Here is a 23,416-nt window from a genome sequence, read left to right on the forward strand (position 1 = left end):
GAAGGTGGTACGCTTCGCGGGTGAGCCACGACGAGCTCGACCCCACGCCGATCCGGTTCATGCGGCATGTGTGCCACGGCGACCACGCGCGACCGATGCAGAGCCCGGCGGTCCACACGTACGTCGCCCTGGCGTTGCATGTCGGAGGCCGCATGCGGGTCGAGCACCGCGGCGAGTTCGAGCTGCGGGCCGGGCACCTCCACCTCATTCCGGCTGGCGACGCGCACCGCGTCCTGTCGGCGAGCCATGCGGAGATGTGGGGGATCGGCTTCTGCCGGACGTGCCTCGATCCGGCGCGCTACGGCGACCTGTTCGCCCCGCTCGACCGGGTCCGGCACGGGGCGTCGCCCGTGGTCGAGCTGCCCGCGGCGCGGCAGGCGTACGTGCTCGATCTGCTCCGGGAGCTCGAGCGCGAGCAGCAGGCCGCGGGCGCGCTGCCGGTGGTCTCCGAGAGCCTGCTCGCGCTGGTGCTCGCGGAGGTCGTGCGCGCGAGCGGCAGCGTCCGGGCCGCGCCGGCGCAGCGTCCTTCGATCGTGGCGGAGGCGCTGGCCGTGATCGAGGCCCGGTGCCTCGGGCCCCTGTCCTTGAAGGAGGTCGCGGAGGCGGTGCGCCGGACGCCCGCCCACGTGACCACCGCGGTCAAGCAGGCCACCGGGCGCACGGTGGTCGCGTGGATCGTGGAGGGGCGTCTGGCCGAGGCGCGGCGGAGGCTCCTGGCGACCGACGAGTATGTCGACGTGATCGCCGAGCGCGTCGGCTACGCCGATCCGAGCCATTTCGTGCGGCTGTTCCGGCGCCATCACGGCGTCACCCCCGCTGCCTGGCGCGCCCAGCACCGCAGAGCTCAGCGACCTGACCCGGGCTGAGCGATCCCGCGCGGCGAGGCGACCGAGGTTTGGGTTGCGCTCCCAGACCGGGGTTGCCCCAACCTGGGTCGGTCCGAGGTTGCCTCAACCTGGGTCGGTCCGGGGTTGCCCCAACCTGGGTCGGGTCGACCATCATGTCCAAGGAATAATCTGACGGTGCTGCACGAGCTCGCCATAGAGGTCTGGCGATCCCGCGGGGTGCGTGCAGATCCAGAGGACGTCCTTCGCGGCATCCATCGGCGACTGCGCGGACGACATGTCGTCGAACCACGGACGCGACGCCTCGGTGTCCACCAACCCAGGGCAGACCGCCGCGATGAGGAGCCCGCGTCGCGCCGCCTCGTCCTTCCGCTGGCCCGCGGCGACCTTCATCGAGGCGACCTGCGCGATCTTGGACGGGATGTTGATCCACGCCGGCCAGTGGTGGGCCTCCGCCTCGCCGCGCTCGACCAGCTCCACGTACTCGTCCATGACGCGCTCGATGTCCTCGAGCGATCGCGTGGCAGGGTCGAAGTGGTGGTGAAGCCGCGGGTCCAGCTTGCGCAGCGAGCCGAAGGCGCTCGCCACCACGAGGAACCGCCCGCCGTCGCGGAGCAGCGGCACGAAGGCGCGGATCATCCGGTACGTCCCGTGGTTGTTCGTGTCGATGAGGGTGCGGACCTGGGCCGCCTGCGGCAGCTCCTTCACCATGCGCGCGGCCGCGTTCGAGAGCACGATGTCGATCCCGCCGTGACGGCGCGCCAGCGTCTCCGCCAGGGCCTGGACGCTGGCGTCGTCGGTCACGTCCAGCTGGGCCAGCGTCGGCTGCAGCCCTTCCTCGCGCAGGCGAGCCACGGCCGCCTCGCCGCGCGCAGGATCCCGCGCCGCCAGGTACACGGTGCTTCCGGCGGGCAGCTCCTGGCACAGCCGGGCGACCATCGCGTAGCCGAGGCCCTGGTTCGCGCCCGTGACGAGTGCAATCTTTGTCATCATCCCTCCTCGATCTGCGCGCCCGCGAAGAGACGGCCGCTTCAGGAGTCCTACATCAACTCGGGTCGGCTCTCCGCGCTTCTCGCATCGCGGACCGGAGGCGCCGGCGACCGGAGAGCGGACGCCTCGGCCGCGTGTGCGAGGCGCGAGGCCGCCGCGTGGCCCCCAGGAGCCCCCGGGGCCGGCGGGGCGCGCGTCCGCGCCGCGTGGTCCCGCGCCCCGTCTCGAGCGTTGGTGAGCGAAACATGCCGTAGAGGTGCGCGTCGCGACGCTGTCGTGTGGGCTTGCGGGGCTGCGTGCGCGAGGGATCCGGGTGTTCGCGATTCAAAGGTCCCCGCGTTCGCGATACGCTGCGGACATGTCCCGGCCTCTCAACCCAGGTCGTCCGCGAATGGGCACGCTCGCCGGTCTGGGACACGGGGGCGCCACGAAGGTCACGGGCATGCTCCAGCCGCCCGCTCCGGATCGACGGCCCGATCCCACGGCGAGAGACATCGCGCGCGACGCCGCCACGCTCAGCGTGCAGCAGCTGCAACCAGCGCAGCCGTCTCCGGCGGCGCCGCGCGACGCCGGACGGGACGGGACCCGAGCGAAGCCCCAGCCCGGCCGCCTCGTCGCTGGACGGTACAAGCTCGCGCATCCGCTCGGCCACGGCGCCATGGGCGAGGTGTGGCGCGCGCACGACGGCGTCCGGCGCTTCGATGTGGCGCTCAAGTTCCTCGTTCTCCCGCGGCAGAGCCTGCCCATCGACGCCATGGAGCGCTTCCGTTTCGAGGCGCAGGTCGCGGCGCAGCTCGGGCGGAAGACCGACCTCATCGTCACCGTGCACGACGCCGGCGAAGATCCCGCGGTAGGCCCGTACCTCGTCATGGAGTACGTGCGCGGTCGATCCCTCCGGCAGCTGATCCAGGAGCGTGGGCCGGTGCCGGCGGCCGAGCTCGCCGCGCTCCTCTCCCAGATCGGAGAGGCCCTCTCGGTGGCGCACGGCCTCGGGATCGTGCATCGCGACATCAAGCCGTCGAACATCCTCCTCCGCGAGGGACGCGACGGCCGCCTGCGGGCCAAGGTCGCCGACTTCGGGATCGCCAAGTGGATCCGCCAGGATCTGCCGGCCGATTTCCCCCGCCAGACCGCGGAGGGCGTGGTGCTGGGCACGCCGGCCTACCTGAGCCCGGAGCACACCTGTGACGGGCACGCGGATCCGCAGCTCGACATGTGGGCCCTCGCGGTGGTCGCTCACGTGGCGCTCACCGGCCACCAGCCCTTCGCCGGCGGCACCATCGCCGATGTGCTCGCCTCCATCCTCGCCGGCGAGCGACCTTCGCTGTCGACGCTGGCCCCGGAGGCGCCGCCCGAGCTGGAGGCGTGGTTCGAGCGCGCTTTCGCCCTGAACCCTGAAGAGCGATTTCCCGCCATCAAGCCGATGGTCTCCGCCTTCGTGGCCGCGGTCGGCGCCCTGGACGCGGCGCCGATCTCGGCGGCGCCGGCCTCGGTGGCGCCCGCTTCGGTGGCGCCTGCTTCGGTCGCGCCCGCCTCGGTCGGGCCGGCATCGGTCGGGCGCGCTGCGCCGCCGCAGCGGCCCCGGGGGCGCCTCGCGGCCGCGGGGCTCTTCGCGGCGCTCGGGATGGGGATGGCGCTCGCCACCGCGCTGCCCCGGGCGCAGCTGCAAAGCTCGTCCGCCGCGATGCGCGCGGTCGGCGGCGAGGTGCGCGCCGTCGCCCGCCGCGCGCCCGCGATTCAGACGTCCAGGGCACCCCAGGCGGGTGCGTGCTCGGCCGTCCCGCCGGCCGCCTTCGTGGCAGCGCCGCTCGCGACGGCAGGGCCCCAGACGGCGCCGCTCGCCGTCGCGGCGGCGCCGGAGCCCGCGCCGCCCCCCGCCGTTGCGGCGGAGCCGGCGCCGCGCCCCGCCACCGCGGCGGCGCCGGAGCCGGCGCCGCGGCCCGCCGCAGCGCGCCCCGCCCGCGCGTCCGAGGCGCCGCGGAGCACGGGCGGAGCGCTCCCCCGACAGCGCACGACCGACTCGGGCGCGCGGAAGAGCGCGATCTTCTGAGCGGCGCCGGCGAGCCGGCCGGTCTGGCTCCGGGGCATTCGATCGCCGTCGCACCGCGCTCGGCGCGCGAGCGAGCTCAGCGTCGCAGCTTCGTCGGAGCCGCGCCGGAAGCCCGCTAGCCCAACCTGGGTCGGGTCGCGCCGGGCCGGGCAGCCCAACCTGGGTCGGGTCGCGCCGGGGCAGCCCAACCTGGGTCGGGTCGCGCCGGGCCGGGCAGCCCAACCTGGGTCGGGTCGCGCCGGGCCCCTTGACGAGCGCCAGCTCACAGCCTAAGTAAACGGTACGGTTTCGTTTACAAGAGCAGGATGATGGCGAGCCACGAGGAGCGCAAGTCGGCGAAACAAGCGCAGATCAGGGCAGCGGCGCGGCGCCTGTTCCTCGAGCGGGGCGTGGCCGGGACGAGCACCGACGCGCTCGCCGCGGCGGCCGGCGTGTCGAAGCGGACGCTCTACGCCCATTACCCGAGCAAGGAGCGGCTTCTGCAGAGCGTCCTCGAGGAGCTCATCGCCGAGCCGGGTCGGCGGGAGCTCGCCCTGGCCTCGTCCATGCCTGAGGACGCGCAGGCGCTCCACGACGCGCTCGCGACCTTCCTGCGTGCGGTGCTCACCACGCTCATGCAGCCCGATTATCTCGGCCTGGCGCGGGTGATCATCGCCGAGGTTCCCCGGATGCCCGAGGTCGGCGCGCTGTTCCGCGAGACCGTGCCGACGCCGATCCTGAGCGCAGTCGGGCGGCTGCTCGAGCATGGTCAGGAGCGCGGGCTCGTGTCGTTCCCGAGTGCGGAGACGGCGGCGCGCATGGCGATCGGCGCGCTGCTCACGCACGTCGTGATGGACGGTCTGCTCGGTGACGGCTCTCCGAGGCCGCTGCCCATCGAGCGCGTCGACGAGGTCGTGGCTCTGCTTTTGAAGGCCGGCCGGCTGGCCGAGACCAGCACCGAAAGGCGTTAGGTCGATCGTGGGTTGAACGGGTAGGGCAGGTGACTCAGCGCGGGTGGAGGTCATGGATCATGTCAAGTCAATATGACAGCTTCGCGAACACCTATAGCAGGGCCATGGCCCTGGATGTGCGTCGCTATGTGGACTACTTTTCGCTCACCAAGGCGCTCGGTGATGTGGGGGGCAAGGCTGTCCTCGACGTCGGCTGCGGCACGGGGGTCATCACGAGGATCCTCAAGCAGAGGGGCGCGCGCCGGGTGGTCGGGCTCGACCTCTCCGAGGGGATGCTCGACGCCGCGCGCGGCGAGGAGGCCAGGAGCCCTCTCGGCGTCGAGTACGTGCGCCGCGACATCGCCGACGCGGGCGCGCTGGGCCCCTTCGATCTCGTGACGGCCTGCTACGTCCTGCCGCACGCATCGTCGCCCGATCAGCTCGCCGCGATGTGCAGAGGCATCCACGAGGCGCTCGCCCCCGGCGGGAGGTTCGTGGCCATTCACCCGAACGACGCGTTCGCCGTGAACGATCCTGCGTATTACAGCGCCTACGGCCTGCGCGCCTCCGTCGACGGTCGTCTCGAGGACGCGGCGCCGATGAAGGTGACGGTGACGACGGTCGACGCCGAGCTGACGATCTCGACGCACTACTGGACGCGGGGCGGCTATGAGGCCGCGCTGAGGCGCGCAGGGTTTCGAGAGATCCGATGGCGCTCGCCCGAGGTGGCGCCTGAAGGCGTCGAGGCGCTCGGGGAGGCGTTCTGGAGCAATTACCTCGCGCGGCCCTACGCGATGCTGTTCGAGTGCACAAAGGAGCCGGCACAGCGATAGCGGGCGGCGCTGGCGCCGGCTACCGCACCAGCGCCGGCGCGCTCAGCGCGGCGGCGTCCGTCATCCCGGCCTGGACGCGCGCGTAGATGCCGCACGCCTCGCCCGCGATGAGGTAGACGCCGTAATTGACCGACTCCCGCCGCTCGTTCTCGAGGGCCGCGAAGTACCGCTGCGCGATCCACCGGCCCTCGCGCGCCTTGGCCAGGGAGGCGCGCCAGACGTCGTCGGACGTGTGGCGCCCGAGGATCACCTCTTCTCCCTCGGCGCCATAATCGCTCTTCAGGACCCACTCCTCGCGCTGCGCGCGGAGCATCTCGGGGTGCACCGTCTCCAGCCGCGACGTCACCGGCACGTGGCGCTGGATCACCGACTGCGCGTGCGGCGAGAAGCGGTGGAGGTGCTCCCACATGAAGGCCATCGAGCGCTTGTTCTGCGGCAGCACCGCGCCGAGCGGGTTCAGCACGGCGACGCGCCCGTCGGCCGCGGCCGAGAGCACGGCGCCGAGCGGGCCCGCGAGCGGCTCGGGGTCGGGGATCTGCTCGTCGGTCCACACGCTCGAGCGCTCGCCCCACCAGTCCGTCTTGTAGTGGCGCAGCAGGATCGAGAACGGGACGTCGAACAGAGACAGGCCCCGCTCATCGTGAGCGAGGTTGTAGGGCGAGCCGAGGATCACCGCGTAGCCCCGCTCCTCGAGCCAGCGCCGGTAAAGGCGGATCACCGAGAGATCCTCGGTGAACTCCGTCGGATAGACGAACCCGAGGCGCCGCGTCGCGGCCTCGCCGAGGAGCGCGCGGGCGACCTCCTCCACCATCGCGCAGAACCGGGGGCCGAGCTCGCGGTTCGGGTCGAGCGCGCCCGGGTGGTCCGCCGCGGCGAGCGCGCTCAGCACGACCGCCTCCGCCTCGCCCGTCGGCGTGTCGCAGTTCAGCTCGGCGATCGCGGGGCCCTCGTCGGTCAGGAAGACGTCGGCGCGCGCGATGCCGTGCCACAGCGGCTGCGACGAGAGCCACATCGCCTTCTGGCACGGCGTCAGACAGAAGAAGTCGTCGAGCAGCGACGGCTCGTCCGCGACCAGCAGGCACAGCTCGTTGTACACCGCCGCGACCTCCTCGGCGGCCCGGTAGAGGGCGCGCTGCTCCGCCGCCGTGACGAGCACCGGCTCCTCACGGAACCGCGGCGCCCCGTCGAACCACGGATCGGTGATGAGGCCCGTCTCGACGATCCTCGCGGCGAAGGCGTCGTACGCCCGGACAGCGTCGCTCATAGGAGGCGCGCGATGGCGATCGAGGTCGCGAGGTAGGTCGCCGCCTCGAGGGCGCCCATGCCCTCGTTGCGGTCGGCCGCGATGCCGGCGTCGAGGCGGCCGCCGCGCAGCGCGAGCGGCGCGCCGAGCAGCACGCTCTGCACGAGCAGCTGCCGGACAGGGTAGAGCGCGAGCAGATACAGCAGCACGCCGCCATAGCCCTTCAGCGAGATGAAGAGACCCTCGAAGTCGCCCTCGAGCGCCCGCGCGATGATGATCGCCACCGCGATCGAGGCGCCGGCGTAGCTCAGGGCGGCGGCGAGGTTCTCTCCCTGGATCTGCTCGGCGTCGTCGTAGGTGGTGAGCGCCCGGAAGAGCGAGATGAACACGTGCAGCGTGATCTGCGCGAGCAGGAAGAAGCCGAGGGAGATCGCGAGATCGCCGAGGTCCTTGCCCGCGATCGCGCGCGAGGTGATGAGCCCGGTCGCGACGTAGTGCGCGCCCGCCGCGAGCCCGGCCGCCGCGTTGCCGCGCTCGATCTCGGCCGGGAGCCGCGCCTTGAGCAGGAGCCGGATCCCGAGCTCGCCGGTCGCGATCACGAGGAGCAGGCCCACGACCGCGAACGCGCTCACCCACAGCAGATCGCGCGCGAAGCTGGACCCGTCGAGGCAGTTCTTGACGGCGTTCGCGGCGACGAGGAACACCGCAAGGACCTGGCCCACCGTGAGCAGCCGGCGCGCGGCGTTGCTCTCGGCGAGATCGCGGGCGACCGTGTGTGCCGGCGAGAAGATCCTCTGCCCGATGCGCAGGAGGGCGAGCAGAGCGAGCGTCGTGCCCAGCCCGAACCCCATGACGTAGGACAGATCCATGGGACGCACGCTACAGAACGCGCCGCGCCGTCACAAGCCCCGGCGCGCGCCGCCAAGGGCCCGCGCGAGGCGCTCTCCGGCGTAGGGTTTGCGGGGCGGCGCGCCCTTTGTGATATGGGTACGTCTACCGGCCGGCGACGGACCGGCTGCCGCGGCGGATCATGGTCGAACCTCCCAGCGACTCCGGCACTCAGGGCATCACGGGCATCTTCGCGCGGCCCTATATCGACCTCGCGCCGTACCTCGACCTCGCGCCGCTCGGCGAGCTCCACGACGAGATCTGCCTCGGGCTCACCCAGGTGCCGATCGATTACACCGGCGGCAGCCACCGCACGATGGGCATCATGCCGCCGTCGCGCCTCGGCGAGGCGCTCGCGGATTACGGCGAGGTGATCCGCGGCCTCGGCGACGAGGAGTTCGCCACGTTCCAGCGCCTCTCGGACGACCCCTCGGCGATCGACCGCTCGGCGCGCGCCACGCTCGAGTTCGGAGAGGAGCGCGAGATCCCGCTCTCGCGGCGGCAGATGCTCTGGCTCAAGTTCCGCCATGGGGTCTACTTCCCCTGGAAGGTCTATGTCGAGCTGATCCCGAACCGCTACTGGAGCGACAAGAGCCGGAGCGAAGGCAAGGATTTCACCCGGCTCGCGCGCTCGTTCTTCCCGAAGACGATCGCCTACGTGAAGCGCCTGCCGTTCTCGTCGATCGGGCGCTGCAACATCATGGGTCTCGAGGCGAACGATCACGGCACGGTGCACCGCGACGGGGAAGGGGAGGGGGCGCGCGCGGAGGGGGACCGCGGCGTCGAGCGCGAGCCCGATCACTTCATCACGCTCTGTCCCGCGGGCAACAAGCGCCTGTTCCTCTGGGACGAGCGGGCGCGGCGGAAGACGGCCGTCGCGGGCCGGGCTTACTGGTTCAACGACCACGACTACCACGGCGTCGAGGCGGATCCGTTCTTCAGGTACTCTGTGCGCATCGACGGCACCTTCACCCCGGAGTTCATCGAGGCGCTCCGGCGCGACCACGGCCGGGCGGCGGGGGTGGGGGCCGTCGCGGAGGCGGGGGGCGTCGCGGAGGCCGACGGCGCGCCGCGCGACGGCGAGGAGGCCGCCGCGTGAGCCGACCGAACGAGCCGTTCGAGCGGGACGAGGCGCTCGACAAGCCGGGGATCGTCGGCGCGCGCTGGTGGCACAAGGGCCTCGCCGAGGCGCCGAAGGACGCCTCGCGGCGGAACGCGATCCTCGTCGCGCTCGGCGCGGTCGGGCTCGCCGGGGTCGCGGCGGCGATCGCCGTGGCGGCCGACGGGTGCTCCGAGGACGACCACGAGGTCCAGAGGAAGCGGGCGCTCGACATGCAGCGGACCTTCGGCTGGAGCTTCGGCGCGGCGCAAGAGAGCGTGACGTTCGACGGCGAGTCGAAGAAGCCGTTCGATCAGGCCGCGATCTCGAGGATGGCGACCGAGCTCAGGCCTGCGGACGAGGCCATGCGCGCCTACTATGTGCCCGCGCTGTTCGAGTCCCCCTCCGCCGTGCCCACGCTCGTCGCCCAGGGGGATCCGGCGCCGATCACGCCGCTCGGCAGCGTGCTCCGGCCGATCTTCACGCCGGCGATGGAGCGCGCCTACCGGAGCGGCAAGGCGCTCGCGTCCCTGCTCCTCGCCGCCCGGACGGTCGGCGGCCTGCGCCGGGACATCGCGGTCATCGTGGATCTGGATGGCCCGGAGTCGGTGGCCTTCGCCGCGGGCGCGGCGGAGGCGTTCGATCCGGTGTTCACGTTCGACAACTGGCCGCATCCGCGCGGCGTCGTCAAGGCGCACCAGACGCTCGCGGCGGCGGCGTATTATCAGCCGCTCTTCGCCCGCCCGCACCCCGGCCCGCGCGCGACGATGTTCGTCCTCGATCGCCAGCGGCTCTCGCCCTACTCGGACGACGCGGCGCAGTTCGACAACCGGCATGTCGCGCGGCTGCCGTCCGCCGACACCCTGTGGGAGCGCGGCGTCCGCTACGTGCTGTACGTCGTGCCCACGGAGGCGGACACGACCGAGACGGACGATCTCAACGACGATCTCGTGGCCTACCGGATGCGCCAGCTCCACGTGGCGATGATGGCCGCGAGCGTCTTCGCGCCCGATCCCGCGGAGCCGAGGCCCGCGAACGCCACCGAGGACTGGCCTCCTCACTATTACGGGGGCAGCGCCGCGTCGCACGGCTGGTTCTGGGTGGACTACCCGTGGGGGGCGCCGCCCCGGCCGGCGCCGGTCGAACCCGCCGTGCGGCGGCCGGGCAAGGGCTATGTGCCGATGGTGCGGGCGACGCCGTTCTCGAGCGGCGGCGCCGCCGGCGGGACGCCGCCGGTCCCGGACGGCTTCGGGACGGTGCCTGTCGTCGTGGCGCTCGGCACCGGCGCGATCCTCGGGGCGGCGCTCAGCCGGAGCGGCTCGTGGAACCGGGCTTCGGGAGGGTACGGAGGCTAGCGTGGAGCACTCGATCTTCGCGATGGAGGTGTGCGCGCGCATGGACCCGGGGAGCGTCCTGCAGCGCACGCTGCACGAGTGCGTGCAGGGCCATTGCGAGACGATGAGCCTGAACCAGAAATGGCACCAGTACCGCCGCGCGCAGATGGCGCTGCTGTCCAATCTGCATGTCCTCGAGAAGGGGTGCTGGGACTATTTCGACGACAACGCCCGCGCGCTCAACGACTTCAGCATGTGGTCCCGCGGCATGACCACCGAGGAGGGCGCGCGCAGGGGGCCGTCGGGGACGCCCGACCCGTACCGCGGCCAGCCGCGCTACCTGACGTTCACGATGGCGTTCCTGCTGGTCCAGGGCTCGCCCACGGATCGGATGCTCTGCGCCGTCTGCGACATCCCCAAGGACCGCCTCTGGCGCCGCGACGTGTTCGGCCACATCCTCCAGAACCTCGGGCACGTGAGCTTCGCCAGCGTGAAGTCGGATGTCATCTACCTCATCCCGCGCGACGAGGGGTGGGCGCTCACGGCGGAGGATCTGAACGATCCCAAGTTTCACTACCTGCGGAAGATCGTGTAGAGCAGCTTCGCCGCGGCGTTGCGTCCTCCGTCTTCCGTCCCCCTCTTCCCTCTTCCGTCCACCGTCTTCCCTCTTCCGTCCACCGTCTTCCGTCTTCGTGCGCGTGCGCGTGCGCGTGCGCGTGCGCGGTTTCGTGCTCGTGCACGACGATATCGTCATATCGATCGCGAGATACACAGACGTGCACGGAAGAGAATAACGAATCGCGCGCACGCGCACGCGCACGAAGACGCAGACGGAAGAGGGGAGACGGGAGACGGAAGAGGGGGCAGATCACGCTCGACAAAACGCACCGCGCTTCCAGACCCTTTCCTCCAGCCCCCCTGCCTAAAACCACGTTTCCCACCGGCCGGGATCGATCTCCGCCGCGTGCACCGTCGCCGAGATCCGGTCTCGGCCGCCGGAGAACGGCTGTATCTGGTGCAGCCGGTAGCTGTCGATGACGAGCGCGCCCCCAGGCCGATAGCTCGCCACGAGGCTCCGCGCGGAGAGCGCCTCGTCGCCCGGATCGTCCCTCCCGTCGTAGAGGACGTCCCACAGCTTGAGCCCGCCGTCCGTGTCGGGGAGCTCCAGCATCACGACCACCGTGATCGCGCGGAGCCGCCGGGCAAGGTGGTAGTCGGAGAGCCCCTCCGTGTCGAAGTGGACGACGCCGCCCTCGCGCGCGACCTTCTCCCCCGCGGGAAAGATGTGCACCCCCGGCCCGCAGAAGCCGCGCCGGGGCTGCGCGAGACCGCCGGTGAGCGCCGCGGCGAGCGCGCGCATCCGGCGCTGGAGGCCGGGGAGGTGGCGCTCGACGCGGGCGTCGGACGCGGCCGCGTCGGCGAAGTACTCCCGGGAACGCCCCTGCTCGAGGTGCGTGTAAAAGGCGCGCCCCAGCGAGAACTGCTCGCCTCCGAAGTCGGCAGTCCACGCGCCGCGGGCGGCGTAAACCCCCTCGACGAGCGCCGCGCGCTCCGCCTCCGAGACCACCCCGGGGACCTCCAGGGCGAGGTGACGGCCGAGCGCTTCGACGGGCGGAGCCCCCGGGCGACCGGAGGAGGCCGCCGCGCGGAGATCGAGGTCGAGCCGCCGTACGGAGGCGCGGCGCGCGGTGGGCATGGCCAAACCACCGTTAGCATCGCCCGCGGCGGCCAGCCAAGCGGCGACGCGCCGGCCCGTCGGGGGCGACGGCGCCGGCGGCGACGGCGCTGACGGCGCTGACGGCGACAGCGCGCCCGCCGGTTTTTCCGGCGCGCGCCGCCGGATCCGGGTTACAGTGCCGCGGCGGAAGCACCTTTTTGCGAGCGAGGACAGCGATGGTGTCGGGCAGGCGAGGGGAGAAGCGGCAGGAGCAGCAGGCGTTTGCGCTCAAGGGCACCATGCCCGCCATCACGATGCTCTGCCTGCGGACGGCGGATGTCTCGGCCATCGAGCGTCAGCTCGCCGACCACATCTCGCAGATGCCGCACTTCTTCCTGCACCTGCCGATCCTGCTCGACCTCGACGCCCTCGGCGACGAGCCTGTCGACCTCGGCGCCCTCGCCGGCCTCCTGCGGAAGCACAACCTCGTGCCCATCGCCGTGCGCAACCCGACCGACGCCCAGCGCGAGCGCGCCGTCGCCGCCGGCCTCGGCGTGCTGCGGACGCCGCTCACGCGCTCGCCGCGCCAGGGCGCGCAGGCCGAGGGGGCCACCCCCACGCCGGGGCCCGTCGCGGTGGGGCCGGCGCCGGCGGACCGCGGGGGCGCTGGGGCCGCCCCCGACCGCGGAACGGCTGGGCCCGCCCGGCGCCCGAGGGACGCCGCGCCGGCGGCCGACGCGGCCGAGCCGCCGCCCGCGGGCCTCACCGTGCGGCACCCGGTGCGCAGCGGGCAGGTCATCTACGTCCCCCACGGCGACCTCGTGGTCCTCTCGCCGGTCAGCTCGGGCGCGGAGCTCATCGCCAACGACAACATCCACGTCTACGCGCCGCTCCGCGGCCGCGCCATGGCCGGCGCCCACAACAACGCGGACGCGAGCATCTTCTGCATGAGCCTAGAGGCTGAGTTCGTCTCGATCGCCGGCCGCTACCTCATGGCCGACGAGATCCCCGACGAGCACCGCGGCAAGCCCGCCCGCATCTCGGTGCAGAACGACGGGCTCGTGGTCACGCGGCTGTAGCGCTAGCGGCGCCTCCAGCCGAGGTTCACCGCAGGCGGCGGCCCGCCACGCCGTTCGGGACGCCGCCGCTGGCCATCCGGGGCGAACCGCCCGCCGGGGCGTCGCCTACACGGGCGCCGACCGAGTCCTCGGCGGAGGACCACCCGGGACGCGCGCGTTCGTACAGGCAGCCTTCGCCGCCCTTCTGCCGCTCGCGCAGGGCAGAGGTCGTTCGGTTCGAACGACCTCTGCCGGATCGGACGTGGTCGACATCTCGCGTCCGGACCGGCGTCGAAGCACCGGTGACAGATCCTATCACGCATGCGTGGGGCGAGGACGAACCAGTGTTTCCGCAGGCTGGCGACGCTGGAACAAACAACTATCGTCCAGCGCGACTACCCTGAAACAATACCATCAGCCGAAAAAGCTCTTGCACCGGCGCACTCGTGGAATAGCTTACCGCTCGCTGTCACGCAGAACTCAGCCGAGAGCGTGACCGCCTTCGGGCCCGCGGAGGCAAGTGAGCCGGCGACAGACGTCGTTGACTCGCGTCTGCCGATGCGGAGCTGTACGCCGGGAGATCTGTCCCGGCGTGGGAACGTTCATCTGTGGTCTTAATTGGAGCGGTTCCATGCAGAAGCTGCTTGTTTCGTCTCTCGTCCTCGTTGCCGCGACGCTCTCCGCCAGCGCGATGGCGCTGGACATCAAGAACAATGATTTCGAGGTGAGGCTCGACGTCGGCGGCCGTCTCATCGACGGAGGCACGATGGCGTGCGATTCCTTCTGGACCGAGTACAGGGATGACGTCACCGGTTACCCGGCGGACTTCTGTGCGTACGAATGCACGCTCAGGTTCGATTGGGGATGGCTGGAGAGAACGAACGTCAACCTCTTGGAGCTGGCGACGCGCGGTCACAAGGACTGCGACAAGAACCGCAAGGAGGGGTTCCTCACCAACGTCTTCAACGACCCTGAGCGGGACAGCAAGCTCATCGTCAAGAAGGACAAGAAGAAGATCAGGACGATGGTGCTGGGCGAGAGCAGGGACAACAACATGTACGGCACGGTCGTCTTCAAGGAGCACAGCTACTATCCCACCGGCATCGAGTTCACGGCGGTGCCGGCCGGCGACGATCACTACGATGACGAGGGCGGCGAGGATCCCCCCGAGGGCGAGGAGCCGGAAGAGGGCACCTGATCCTCGACGCATGACCCGGAGCGCCGCTGAGCCGCGGCGGGCCGGAGCTCCCGGGTGCACAAGGGAGCTCCGGTGACCGATTGCAGCGCGCTCCGGCCTGCGGCGGAGAGAAAGAGCCGCCGGCGCTCGCCGGCGGCTCTCCCTTTTTGTGCCAGGCCTCTGTCGCGCGACCGCGCGCTCGCCGGGGTACGCCACCTGGAGACACGACGATGCACCAGCACAGCTCAAGAACACGCTACCCTCACCGGTTCAGGCTTTCCCTTCTCGCCCTGTTCGCCCTCGCGGTCGCGGCCGCGGTGCTGCTGCTCGCCCGCCCGAAGGCCGAAGAGAGCCCCGTCGAGGGCCGCGAGGAGGCTCCTGGCGAGGCGCGGAAGGGAGCGTCCACCTACCGGAACCGGGCCATCCTGAGGGCTCCCGCGCCGTCCCGGTCGCGCGGGCCCGAGGGCCCGCGGATCGTCGGCGAAGTGTACGACACCGACGGCAACACGCTCGCGGGCGCGACGGTCGTCGCGACGACGTTCGAGGTCGCCGGCAACATCCCCTCGACCGCGAGCGCCGTGAAGAGCGACGAGCGCGGGCGCTTCGAGCTCAGCGTGCCGGACGGGACGTACCAGCTCAACGCCGATCTCGCCGGTTACGGCCCGACCAACACGGTCGCGCACAGCGGCGACACGGTGAGCCTCGTCCTCTCGCGGAGCGGCGTCGTCACCGGGCGCGTCGTCGACGAGCACAAGGAGCCGGTGCGCCGCTTCACCATCGATGTCCTGTCCGCCGCGCCCGAGGACGTGCCGGCGGCGCCGCCGATGACCTCGAGGACGTTCGACAGCCCCGATGGGACCTTCCGCATCGACCAGCTTCCCCCCTGGAGCGTGATCCTCAAGGCGACGGCCGAGGAGCGCGCGCCCGCGTTCTCTGACGCGATCTCCGTGGAGGCCGGCGAGACGAGCTCGGTGGAGCTCGCGCTCTCCCGCGGGTGCGCCCTCGCGGGGAGGGTGGAGGACCCGCAGGGCACCCCGCTGCCGGGCGTGTTCGTCGACGCCGAGTCGCGCCTCGCCGTCGGCTCCCTGAGCGAGATGGCCATGAAGTCCTCGGCCGACGTGCAGCAAACGCAGACAGGGGACGACGGCACCTTCCGGCTCGATCATGTGCCCACGGGCGACATCCAGGTGCGCGCCTACGACGGGAGCCATGCTGTGACCACGGTGGCCCTGAACATCTCCGAGTGCGGCAAGGCCGAGCAGGTCAAGGTGGTCATGTCCCCCGGAGGGAGCCTCCGCGGCGTGGCGCGCCGGGAGGACGGCTCGCCGATCCCGCACGCAAAGCTCACGCTCCTCGCCCGCTCCGTCGGGTTCGTGAACGTGATGGCCGACGCCGAGGGGCGCTTTCAGATCGACGACCTGCCCGCCGAGAGGATGCGCCTCGAGCTGCGCGAGGGGAGCCGGGCAACCATGGTGTCCGTGAACCTCGAGGAGGCCAAGGTGGTGAACCACGATATCTCCCTCTTCGGCGAGGGGACCGGAGAGATCCGCGGGCGCGTGACCGCCGGCGACAAGCCTCTCGCCGGGGTTCGCCTCCTGATCGCCACCAACCACGGCCGCAAGCGGGGCTTCGAGCGCCACTCGCCCGTGACCGACAAGGACGGCAACTTCCGCGTGCCCTCCCTCGCCGCGGGCGCTTACGTGGTCACCGCGCTGGCCACCCCCGTGGGCCAGGGCGCCCACGTCGAGGAGGGCGGCGTCGCGACCGTGAACCTCGACGTCACGCCAGAGCCCGCCTCCGACGACACCAACTGATCCTCCACCCCCCGCCCGCCCGGGGCCTTCACCTCGGCCGCAGCTCGGTCAGGACGAGCAGGTACTCCGGCGGGTTGTTCGGCGTCAGCTTGGCGTACGGGTTCTCGGTGGTGGGGAACCCGGTGAACCGCTTCGTGCTGTACTCGCCCCACGAGGGATTCTTGAACAGCGGGATCACCGGCGCGGCCTCCACGAAGATCATCTGGATCGCGTCGAGGATGCGCTTCTGGTCGCTCGGATCCGTCGCGGCCTCGAACTGGTGGAACAGCGGGTCGGCGTGCTTCGCCCCGAAGCGGTGCCAGTTGCGCGCGCTCACCTCGCCGACGGGCTTCAGGAGCTCCGTGCTCATGAGATCTCGGTAGAAGTTGTACGGCGTCGGCTCCACCGTGGTCCACCCCATCGACATGTCGAACGCGCCCTTCTGGAGCGCCGCGAAGAACGCGCTGAAGTCGTACGTCCTCATCGTCGCGTCGATGCCCACGGTCTGCAGGTTCTGCACGATGATCTGCACCGCGCGGACCCAGTCCGACCAGCCGCTGACCACGTTGATCTCGAAGCGCAGCGACTTGCCGTTCCTCGTCCGGATCCCGTCGGCGCCCCTCGGATACCCCGCGTCGTCGAGGATCTCGTTCGCCCGCTGCGGGTCGAACCTCACCCAGTCGCCCGCCGCCACCGCCTTCTCGCTGCGAAATCGCTCGTAGGAGTCGTCCAGCCCCGTCGCGTCCGCGCCGTGCGTGTAGTTGTCGGCCGCGAGCTTGACGATCTGCTCCCGGTCGATGGCCATGCTGATCGCCTTGCGCACGCGCACGTCGTCGAACGGCTTCCTCGTCGCGTTCGGGTACAGCGTGGCCGTGCCGCCGACGAGCGGGAACCAGTAATGATGGTGCGCCGGATCCTTGGCGACGAAGACCCGCTCGATGTCCGGCACGAACGCGCCCGCCCAGTCGACCTCGCCGTTGACGAGCGCCATCGTCACCTGATCGTTGCTCGGGTACGCCGGGAAGCGCAGCCCGTCGACCGCCGGCTTGCCCTCCTGCCAGTAGTGCGGGTTCTTGCCGAGCTCGTACACCTGGTTCTGAAAGACCCTTACCTCGGTGAACGGCCCTGTCGCCACCGGGTTCTCGTTCGCGAACGTGACCGGATCGGCGACGTCCTTCCAGACGTGCGCCGGCACGATCGGCTGATGGCCGATGTAGCTGAGCCCGGGGACATAGGGCCGCCGCAGGACGAACTCGACGGTCGACTCGTCCTCCGCGGTCACCGCGCCGAGGAACCTCCACACCCCGGAGAGATCGAGCGCCGGGTGCTTCTTGAGCAGCGCGAACGTGAACGAGACGTCCTTCGCCGAGAACGGCTGTCCGTCCGACCACTTCACGCCCGAGCGGACCGTGAAGGTGAGCTTCCGGTTCCCGTCGCTCCACGCATAGCTCGTCGCGAGCCACGGCGTGTACTCGTTCCTCATCGTGTTGTAGATGAGCATCGGCTCGTAGATGCCGGCGACCGTCGGGAAGCGCACGCTCCCCTCGGCGAGCAACGGGTTGAAATTGCGCACCCAGGTGGCCTGCTGCTCCCGCGCGATCGTGACCATCGCGGCGCCCTTCGGCGCGGGCTTCGACGCGGACGCCGCCGGCTCCGCCTTCGCGGCCCGCTCCGGCGCGACGGAGCCGCTCTCCGCGCCTCCGCCCTTGGAGCGACAGCCCAACCCCGCGCCGGTCGACAGGATCAGCGCCGACAGGAGGAGCGCTCGGCGCGGCACGGCTCGACTCATCCCAGGCATCCAGCTCTCCACGCGGGCACGCTCGCCGCGATGATCCATTTCAATGACAGCACCCGACCCAGCGCCCGTTACGGCACCCGTCCACGAGGCTCGCCCCGAGGACCCTCGGGCCGAGCGCGACATCCCCGTGGTCACACTCTATCGGCGTATGTGGGCGGGTGTCAACTCGCCTGGATTGCCCGATTTCTGGATCTCGTCGCGCGCTTTCGCGAGACTGACGGCGGCTCGGCGACCCGACCGCGCTCGCGAGAGGCGCCGCCGCGCGGAGACCCTCCCAAGGAGCGGACCGTGACCACCCCCGTCTCACGAATCCTCGTCGACCTCAGCCACACCGTCGAGCACGGCATGGTGACGTACAAGGGCGTGCCGGCGCCCATCCTCTGCGACTTCCTCTCGCGCGAGCAGTCCCGCGCCGTCTACGCGGAAGGTGTCGAATTCCACATTGGCCGCATCGACATGGTCGCGAACACGGGCACCTACGTGGACAGCCCGTTCCATCGCTATGCGGGCGGCAAGGACCTCGCCGCCCTGCCGCTCGAATCGCTGGCCGACCTGGAGAGCGTGGTCGTCGAGGCGCGGGATCGGTCCGGGCGCGCGATCGACGAAGGCGCGTTCGAGGGGCTCGATCTCGCCGGCAAGGCCGTCCTCGTGCGCACCGGCTGGAGCGAGCACTGGCGCACGGATCGCTATTTCGAGGGGCACCCGTTCCTCACGCGGGGCGCGGCGCGGCGCCTGGCCGACGCGGGCGCCGCGTTCGTGGGCGTCGACACCTACAACATCGACGACACGGCCGATCCCACGCGGCCGGTGCACTCGATCCTGCTCGGCGCGGACATCCCGATCTGCGAGCACATGACCGGGCTCGAACGGCTCCCCGCCGCCGGCGCCCGCTTCTTCGCCGTCCCGGTGAAGGTCCGCGCCTTCGGCACGTTCCCGGTGCGGGCGTTCGCCATCGTGTGAATCGCGCGCGCCGCTCGCCGCGCCGGGGCGCTCCGCGCGCGCCGCCGCGGCGGGCGCGGCTCAGCCCCCGTCGAGCGGGAAGAGCTGCAGGTTGACGACGACCACGCGCTCGGGCGGCCGCGACTCGGCGATCACCGCGCGCATGTTCTGGTAATAGCTCACGTGGAGCTCGGAGAGCTTCGCCAGGTCTGCCTCGGAGACCGTGAACACGTTGAACGAGAAGCGCCCCTCGGCCTTGCGCGTGAGCCGCGAGAGCCCGACGCCCGCCCAGAAGCACTTGAGCCGGTGCTCGGCGTCCGGGTCGGGGCGCGTGTCCACCGTCCGGATCGGCGCGACGATCCACCGCCCGCGGCTCTTCCGGATCTGGCCGGCCTCGGCGAGCCGGTCGAGGCAGCGCGCCTCGTCCTCGGCGGGGAACCCGAGCCGCCGCGCGATCCACCCCGGCTCGTGGCGCGGCAGCGCGCGGTAGGACGGCATGTCCAGGGCGAGCAGGATCGCGGGCAGCAGCGGCTCCTCATAGACGGCGCGGCGCTGGGCCTCGAGCGTGCGCCACGCCGCGCTCGCGGCCGGGAGCGCCGCCGGGTCGGCGAAGAGGGCCACGAAGTCGAGCAGGCGCAGCGAGCAGGCCTCGACCATCCGCAGGAAGTCCGGGAGCCGCGGCTCGGCCTCGCCCGAGAGCCAGCGCGCGACCGCATAGCGGCTCCTGCCCGCGCGGCGCGCCACGTCGACGATGGGCGACATCGATCGCAGCTCCGAGAGGAGCGCCGCGACGCCCTCGGCGGACGCCGGGTCGGTGTGCGCGAGCCAGGCGGGCGTCGAGGGGAAGAAGCGCCCCACCGCCCCCGCGACGTCGACGCCCGCGCGCCGGGCCGCGACGAGGAACGTGGCCGCGGTCGGCCAGCGCCTGCCCGACTCCCACGTGTACACGACGTTGGTGCGGAAGCCGAGCCGGCGGCTGAAGCCGAGCTGCGAGCGCCGGCCGCGGAGCGCGCGGATCAGCTCTCTTGCGAGGGATTCGTGGTTCACGTAGCGCAGATTCGCACATCTGCAGGCCTGTTTGCTCTATGAAATGTGCGAAGCTGAGCTGGCGTCGCTCCGGGGGCCGACGCAAGGTAGGCCGCAGGAGGTCATGAACATGCGCGAGCGGCTTTGTCTTTCTTGGGTAGCGGCGGCGGTGATGAGCGTTGGCCTGTGGGGGTGCGTGTCCGGCGAGGGCGGAGGGCCTTCGGACGACACGGCGCCGGGCGGCCAGATCGGCGGCGTCCAGGTCAACGAGGGCGGGTGCGACGAGGTGAAGGAGGACATCGGCGCCGACGACGTCTCCCCGCTGGGCTTCTCGGCGCGAGACGCGCTCTCCGCCCTCTCCGGGGAGCGCTCCGCCCCGCTCGCGTGGTCGCAGGGCGGCAGCACCACGGCGACGGTGGCCGCGGGCGAGCTCGTCGCGGCGCGCTTTGTGCGATCGACGGTGGCGAAGGTGGCGGACAGCGGACCTGGCGGCGCCGAGTCGACGGCGATCGCCGTGGACTGCGCGGATCACCTGCAGCTCGACGTCCCGCTGGCCTTTTCGACCGAGGACGGCGCCTTCGACGAGTCGTTCGCGGTCACGCTCAGGGTCCCGCAGGTCGGCGCGGGCCGCTTCTTTCACAGGATCGATCTCGACGCGCTCCAGGGCTCGTACGAGGTCACCGAGGTGGATCCCACCGATTTCAGGGAGGTCTTCGTGTACCTGAGCGGCGAGCTGACCGGCAGCGCCGTCTCCGGCACGATCAGCGGCATCGCCGAGACCCACCCGGTCGGGACTGGGCCCGATTCGTCGGTATCTGGGCAGCCGTTCAACGTGGCGGATTTCTGAGCGCCGCGGCGGCGCCGCCCGGCGGCATGCGAGGGCCTTCGGACCTCCCGGCGCGGGCGGCGGCTCGCCCTCAGGCCGGGCGGCGCAGCTGCTCGCGGATCTCCATCAAGATCTTCCCCAGCATGTTCCGCCCGCTCCCGTCGCCCCCGTCGGCCCAGTAGGCGTCGTTCGCGGTGTGCTCGACCAGCTCGGCGTCCCCGGTGTCGAGCAGGGCGCGGCGGAGATCCTTGTGCTGGGTGAACTTCGCCAGCACCGCCTCGCGCATGATGTCGTCCTTCACCTGCTCCCAGTCGGGGCGCAGCGGGCGGCTCCGCTGGCGGCCCATGCGGGCCGCTTCGCCGGGGCCGGGGGCGCTCCGGATCTCCTCCTCGTGGTCCGTGCCGGCGAACTTCTGGGCCTGGAAGTAGTGCTCGCTCGTGGGCCACACCTTGCCTTTCAGCGTGAACGGGTGGCGCGAGAAGTTCGAGAAGAACCCGTGGGCGTCGCCGGCGCGGTAGAAGCGAATGACGGTCATGGCCCCAGTCTATCCCACGGCGCCGGCGGCGCCCGGCAGGAACCGCGCCGGGCCTCCCGCGAGCTGCGCCGCCGCTACTGGATGGCGCCGATCGTGTTGAGGAAGTCGTTGTAGTCGTCGATCTTCTCCGACAGGACCACGTCGATGCCGATGTTGACCCGGCCCTTGTCGTCGACCAGCGGGGCCAGGATCTGCTTTGTCGCGTCGAGGCCGATGGTGTTGATGCCGTAGAGGATGTAGGGCACGAGGTAACCCTCGTAGTACTGCCGCTGGGTGTGCGTGGCCCGGATGCGCCCCTCGCGCATGTACTCGACGGTCTTCGGATCGTAATCGAAGGCGACGATGGGGACACCCTCGATGCCCGCGGCCTCTGCGGCCATCACGAGCCGGTACGAGATGTTGAACAGGCCGAGCATGCCGACGACGGGCGGGTTCGCGGCCTCGAGGACGGCCTTCATCTGGTCGACGTCGGCGCTCTCTTCGCCGACGAAGGCGGCCTGGGTCACCGTGAACGTGTAGCCAGCCTTCCCGATCACATCCTGGGCCGCCTGCGTCCGGTCGAATGCGTCGGGCCAATCCTTTCCGGTGATGCCCTGGATCAACACCGTGCCTGGCGGCTCGGGCAGCATCTCGAGCAGGGTGCTCGCGGCCGTTTTTCCGGCAGAGTAGCCGAGCGATCCGACGTAGAGCGAGCGCTTCGAGTCCAAAAGGTCGCTGTCGAACGTCACCACGTGGACCCCGGCCGCGGCCGCCTCGTCGATGGCGGCTTTGTTGACGTCACCGAAGGGCGAGACGCCGATCCCCTTGGCGCGGTCCGCCACCGCCTGTTGGATCTGCTGGTTCTGGAGGTCCTGCGTTGTCGTTGGATCATCGTCCGGCTGGTCCGTGGGCCCGAGCACGTTCCCGATGGCCTCGAGCTCGCCGATGGCCCGGTTCGCACCCACGGCGATCGGCTCGAAGAAGTCAGACAGGTTTTTCAGCAAGACCACCATCTGCATCGGCTCGAGCGAGGTCTTGTTGAGCTCGGCGACGAGGCTGTCGATCCTCGACTCGAGCTCCATCGGAAAGAACTCGTTGTCCGGTATATCCGCCCGCGTGATGATGTCGCTGTCGGCGCCCTCGCCGCCGGCATCGCCCGATCCGCACGCCGCCGCCGCCAGCATGAGCCCGAAGGCCGCCCAGCATCGTCCGGTCGTCTTCATGAGATCCCTCCTCGTCCGTGGTTCGCTCGGTCGCGCGGGACACCCTCGCGTGAAAGTCGATGCAGCAGCGAGCATGCTCGATCCTTCGTGTTACGAGAACGAGGATCTCGCTGTCAAGCGGGATGTAAATGTTCCGTAAGGGGAGGTCTGGAGGCCGAGGCACAATTCAGGCGAATGTGTGGCTCGGGGCACGGTGGCCGGGGCCCGGTCCCGAAGAACCGCGATCTCACGTCCGTGGATCGTGGCGTTTGGCTCGAAATGTAGGTGTGAAGGCGAGAGGCGGGGGAAGGAACCCTGGCGACACCGCGCGGTCGACGCGGAGCTAGGGCGCGTTGACGAACGGGTCGATGAAGTCGAGGGAGAGGTCGACCCGCGCATGCCAGCCGTCGGTGCAGATGCTGGGCGCCTGCACCCCGCCGAACGACGTCACGCCGACGATGGTGGGGACGCCGTTCACGTCCATCAGCGCAGGCCCGCCCGAGTCTCCCACGCACGTGTGGTGGTCCCGGTCGCCGAGGCCGACCAGCGACGGGGTGACGGTGTGCACCGTGGTCGATACGTGGAGCTTGAGGCCGCCAAACCCCCAGATCTCGTGATCGTCGCCGAAGCCGATCAGCCGGCCCGGCTCGCCGACCCTGTCCGCGGTCAGCGGCGCCCGGTTGTACGCGAGCGGCTGGATGGCGACGGGCTCCGCGAGAATGGCCACCGCGACGTCGTGCCCCGCCTGATGGTTCGTGTGGTCGTACGCGGGGTCGATGTGGGTCTCGACAACGTTCACCCAGAGCCCCTCCTCGCCAAAGGAGTCGGTGCCGAAGAAGGCCGTGACGGTCCCGCCGTCGACCTTGTCCGGCGTCACGCAGTGGGCCGCGGTCAGGAGCACCTTCGGAGCGATGAGCGAAGCGGTGCAGATCGCCCCGAAGTCCTCGCCTTGCGGGTAGATGCGCAGCATCGCCACGGCCGGATCGCCCTCGTCGACGGTGCCTCCGATGATGCCCGCGGGCGTCTCGTCCGTCTCGGCCAGGGGGAGGTCGTCCACCTCTCCCGTGCACGCCGAGAGGATTGCTGCGGCCACGAAAATGATGCTTCTTCTCATGATAAGCTCCGCTTGGCTGTCGAGCTGAGCGAGAGGGGCCCAGGCGTGGACCTGGGCTGCCCCGAGAGCCCCCCGAGGACCGGAGAACGACGCTCGTCCGG

The 23,416-nt window shown here is 71.0% G+C and carries 21 protein-coding genes; 12 read left to right on the forward strand and 9 right to left on the reverse strand.

Annotation, left to right across the window (positions count from 1 at the left end):
* Positions 1-20 precede the first annotated feature (20 nt).
* The gene (locus tag WME98_RS44830) at positions 21-866 is read left to right on the forward strand and encodes a helix-turn-helix domain-containing protein (RefSeq protein WP_437947736.1); all 846 of its coding nucleotides are present in this window, start codon (positions 21-23) and stop codon (positions 864-866) included.
* 132 nt (positions 867-998) lie between these two features.
* On the opposite strand, the gene WME98_RS44835 is transcribed toward WME98_RS44830, so the two are convergent.
* Positions 999-1,835, reverse strand: coding sequence for an SDR family NAD(P)-dependent oxidoreductase (locus tag WME98_RS44835; RefSeq protein ID WP_437947737.1), 837 nt, complete (start codon positions 1,833-1,835; stop codon positions 999-1,001).
* 391 nt (positions 1,836-2,226) lie between these two features.
* Between WME98_RS44835 and WME98_RS44840 the strand changes: the two genes are divergently transcribed.
* From WME98_RS44840 to WME98_RS44850, 3 genes are all read left to right on the forward strand, one after another.
* Positions 2,227-3,885, forward strand: coding sequence for a serine/threonine-protein kinase (locus WME98_RS44840; protein WP_437947738.1), 1,659 nt, complete (start codon positions 2,227-2,229; stop codon positions 3,883-3,885).
* Between the two features lie 305 nt (positions 3,886-4,190).
* Entirely contained in the window at positions 4,191-4,835 is a 645-nt protein-coding gene (locus WME98_RS44845) for a TetR/AcrR family transcriptional regulator (RefSeq protein WP_437947739.1), read from the forward strand.
* Between the two features lie 59 nt (positions 4,836-4,894).
* Positions 4,895-5,647, forward strand: coding sequence for a class I SAM-dependent methyltransferase (locus WME98_RS44850; protein ID WP_437947740.1), 753 nt, complete (start codon positions 4,895-4,897; stop codon positions 5,645-5,647).
* A 19-nt stretch (positions 5,648-5,666) separates the two neighbouring features.
* On the opposite strand, the gene WME98_RS44855 is transcribed toward WME98_RS44850, so the two are convergent.
* Both WME98_RS44855 and WME98_RS44860 read right to left on the reverse strand, forming a co-directional pair.
* On the reverse strand, positions 5,667-6,911 hold the full coding sequence (locus WME98_RS44855) for a glutathionylspermidine synthase family protein (RefSeq protein ID WP_437947741.1): 1,245 nt from the start codon (positions 6,909-6,911) through the stop codon (positions 5,667-5,669).
* Complete coding sequence (locus tag WME98_RS44860; RefSeq protein WP_061623759.1) at positions 6,908-7,759, reverse strand: DUF350 domain-containing protein; 852 nt, start codon at positions 7,757-7,759, stop codon at positions 6,908-6,910. Before WME98_RS44860 ends, WME98_RS44855 begins: the two co-directional genes overlap by 4 nt.
* 161 nt (positions 7,760-7,920) lie before the next feature.
* Here WME98_RS44860 and WME98_RS44865 point away from each other — a divergent pair, with 161 nt between their 5' ends.
* From WME98_RS44865 to WME98_RS44875, 3 genes are read left to right on the forward strand one after another with little or no spacing between them, the layout of a single operon-like run.
* Positions 7,921-8,877, forward strand: a complete 957-nt coding sequence (locus WME98_RS44865) for a hypothetical protein (RefSeq protein WP_437947742.1) — start codon at positions 7,921-7,923, stop codon at positions 8,875-8,877.
* Positions 8,874-10,232 carry a hypothetical protein gene (locus WME98_RS44870; RefSeq protein WP_437947743.1) on the forward strand — a complete coding sequence of 453 codons (1,359 nt, stop codon included), beginning with the start codon at positions 8,874-8,876 and terminating at the stop codon, positions 10,230-10,232. The genes WME98_RS44865 and WME98_RS44870 overlap by 4 nt, the downstream gene beginning before the upstream one ends.
* A gap of 1 nt (position 10,233) precedes the next feature.
* The gene (locus tag WME98_RS44875) at positions 10,234-10,806 is read left to right on the forward strand and encodes a hypothetical protein (RefSeq protein WP_020736002.1); all 573 of its coding nucleotides are present in this window, start codon (positions 10,234-10,236) and stop codon (positions 10,804-10,806) included.
* A gap of 327 nt (positions 10,807-11,133) precedes the next feature.
* On the opposite strand, the gene WME98_RS44880 is transcribed toward WME98_RS44875, so the two are convergent.
* Positions 11,134-11,907, reverse strand: a complete 774-nt coding sequence (locus tag WME98_RS44880) for a hypothetical protein (protein WP_437947744.1) — start codon at positions 11,905-11,907, stop codon at positions 11,134-11,136.
* Between the two features lie 197 nt (positions 11,908-12,104).
* Between WME98_RS44880 and minC the strand changes: the two genes are divergently transcribed.
* The 3 genes from minC to WME98_RS44895 all read left to right on the forward strand — a co-directional run bounded on the left by minC (position 12,105) and on the right by WME98_RS44895 (position 15,917).
* Positions 12,105-12,947: a septum site-determining protein MinC gene (minC, locus tag WME98_RS44885; RefSeq protein WP_437941780.1), complete on the forward strand. Its 843-nt coding sequence runs from the start codon at positions 12,105-12,107 to the stop codon at positions 12,945-12,947.
* A gap of 610 nt (positions 12,948-13,557) precedes the next feature.
* Positions 13,558-14,124, forward strand: coding sequence for a hypothetical protein (locus WME98_RS44890; protein ID WP_437947745.1), 567 nt, complete (start codon positions 13,558-13,560; stop codon positions 14,122-14,124).
* 209 nt (positions 14,125-14,333) lie between these two features.
* Positions 14,334-15,917: an MSCRAMM family protein gene (locus tag WME98_RS44895; RefSeq protein ID WP_437947746.1), complete on the forward strand. Its 1,584-nt coding sequence runs from the start codon at positions 14,334-14,336 to the stop codon at positions 15,915-15,917.
* A gap of 28 nt (positions 15,918-15,945) precedes the next feature.
* Here WME98_RS44895 and WME98_RS44900 read toward each other — a convergent pair whose 3' ends face one another.
* Positions 15,946-17,673 (reverse strand): ABC transporter substrate-binding protein, encoded by a 1,728-nt coding sequence (locus tag WME98_RS44900; protein ID WP_437947747.1) that lies wholly within the window; start codon positions 17,671-17,673, stop codon positions 15,946-15,948.
* Positions 17,674-17,982: 309 nt separating this feature from the next.
* Here WME98_RS44900 and WME98_RS44905 point away from each other — a divergent pair, with 309 nt between their 5' ends.
* A complete protein-coding gene (locus WME98_RS44905) occupies positions 17,983-18,654 on the forward strand; it encodes a cyclase family protein (protein ID WP_437947748.1) in 672 nt (223 codons plus the stop codon).
* Between the two features lie 60 nt (positions 18,655-18,714).
* Here the strand turns inward: WME98_RS44905 and WME98_RS44910 are convergent, their stop codons facing one another.
* Positions 18,715-19,680: a DUF4423 domain-containing protein gene (locus tag WME98_RS44910; protein WP_061623014.1), complete on the reverse strand. Its 966-nt coding sequence runs from the start codon at positions 19,678-19,680 to the stop codon at positions 18,715-18,717.
* Positions 19,681-19,831: 151 nt separating this feature from the next.
* Here WME98_RS44910 and WME98_RS44915 point away from each other — a divergent pair, with 151 nt between their 5' ends.
* Entirely contained in the window at positions 19,832-20,506 is a 675-nt protein-coding gene (locus tag WME98_RS44915; RefSeq protein WP_437947749.1) for a hypothetical protein, read from the forward strand.
* Between the two features lie 70 nt (positions 20,507-20,576).
* Here the strand turns inward: WME98_RS44915 and WME98_RS44920 are convergent, their stop codons facing one another.
* From WME98_RS44920 to WME98_RS44930, 3 genes are all read right to left on the reverse strand, one after another.
* On the reverse strand, positions 20,577-21,020 hold the full coding sequence (locus WME98_RS44920; RefSeq protein ID WP_437338667.1) for an NADAR family protein: 444 nt from the start codon (positions 21,018-21,020) through the stop codon (positions 20,577-20,579).
* Positions 21,021-21,094: 74 nt separating this feature from the next.
* Complete coding sequence (locus tag WME98_RS44925) at positions 21,095-22,222, reverse strand: substrate-binding domain-containing protein (RefSeq protein WP_437947750.1); 1,128 nt, start codon at positions 22,220-22,222, stop codon at positions 21,095-21,097.
* A 322-nt stretch (positions 22,223-22,544) separates the two neighbouring features.
* Positions 22,545-23,294: a S1 family peptidase gene (locus WME98_RS44930; protein ID WP_437947751.1), complete on the reverse strand. Its 750-nt coding sequence runs from the start codon at positions 23,292-23,294 to the stop codon at positions 22,545-22,547.
* Between the last annotated feature and the right edge of the window lie 122 nt (positions 23,295-23,416).

It is taken from the genome of Sorangium sp. So ce296 (assembly GCF_051529605.1).
GTDB lineage: Bacteria > Myxococcota_A > Polyangia > Polyangiales > Polyangiaceae > Sorangium > Sorangium cellulosum_D.

Bases quoted from the DNA above. Each gene is read 5' to 3' on its own strand.
- WME98_RS44835 (WP_437947737.1), bottom strand. From the start codon at position 1,835: ATGACAAAGATTGCACTCGTCACGGGCGCGAACCAGGGCCTCGGCTAC.
- WME98_RS44840 (WP_437947738.1), top strand. From the start codon at position 2,227: ATGGGCACGCTCGCCGGTCTGGGACACGGGGGCGCCACGAAGGTCACG.
- WME98_RS44845 (WP_437947739.1), top strand. From the start codon at position 4,191: ATGATGGCGAGCCACGAGGAGCGCAAGTCGGCGAAACAAGCGCAGATC.
- WME98_RS44850 (WP_437947740.1), top strand. From the start codon at position 4,895: ATGTCAAGTCAATATGACAGCTTCGCGAACACCTATAGCAGGGCCATG.
- WME98_RS44855 (WP_437947741.1), bottom strand. From the start codon at position 6,911: ATGAGCGACGCTGTCCGGGCGTACGACGCCTTCGCCGCGAGGATCGTC.
- WME98_RS44860 (WP_061623759.1), bottom strand. From the start codon at position 7,759: ATGGATCTGTCCTACGTCATGGGGTTCGGGCTGGGCACGACGCTCGCT.
- WME98_RS44865 (WP_437947742.1), top strand. From the start codon at position 7,921: ATGGTCGAACCTCCCAGCGACTCCGGCACTCAGGGCATCACGGGCATC.
- WME98_RS44880 (WP_437947744.1), bottom strand. From the start codon at position 11,907: ATGCCCACCGCGCGCCGCGCCTCCGTACGGCGGCTCGACCTCGATCTC.
- minC (WP_437941780.1), top strand. From the start codon at position 12,105: ATGGTGTCGGGCAGGCGAGGGGAGAAGCGGCAGGAGCAGCAGGCGTTT.
- WME98_RS44890 (WP_437947745.1), top strand. From the start codon at position 13,558: ATGCAGAAGCTGCTTGTTTCGTCTCTCGTCCTCGTTGCCGCGACGCTC.
- WME98_RS44895 (WP_437947746.1), top strand. From the start codon at position 14,334: ATGCACCAGCACAGCTCAAGAACACGCTACCCTCACCGGTTCAGGCTT.
- WME98_RS44915 (WP_437947749.1), top strand. From the start codon at position 19,832: ATGAGCGTTGGCCTGTGGGGGTGCGTGTCCGGCGAGGGCGGAGGGCCT.
- WME98_RS44920 (WP_437338667.1), bottom strand. From the start codon at position 21,020: ATGACCGTCATTCGCTTCTACCGCGCCGGCGACGCCCACGGGTTCTTC.
- WME98_RS44925 (WP_437947750.1), bottom strand. From the start codon at position 22,222: ATGAAGACGACCGGACGATGCTGGGCGGCCTTCGGGCTCATGCTGGCG.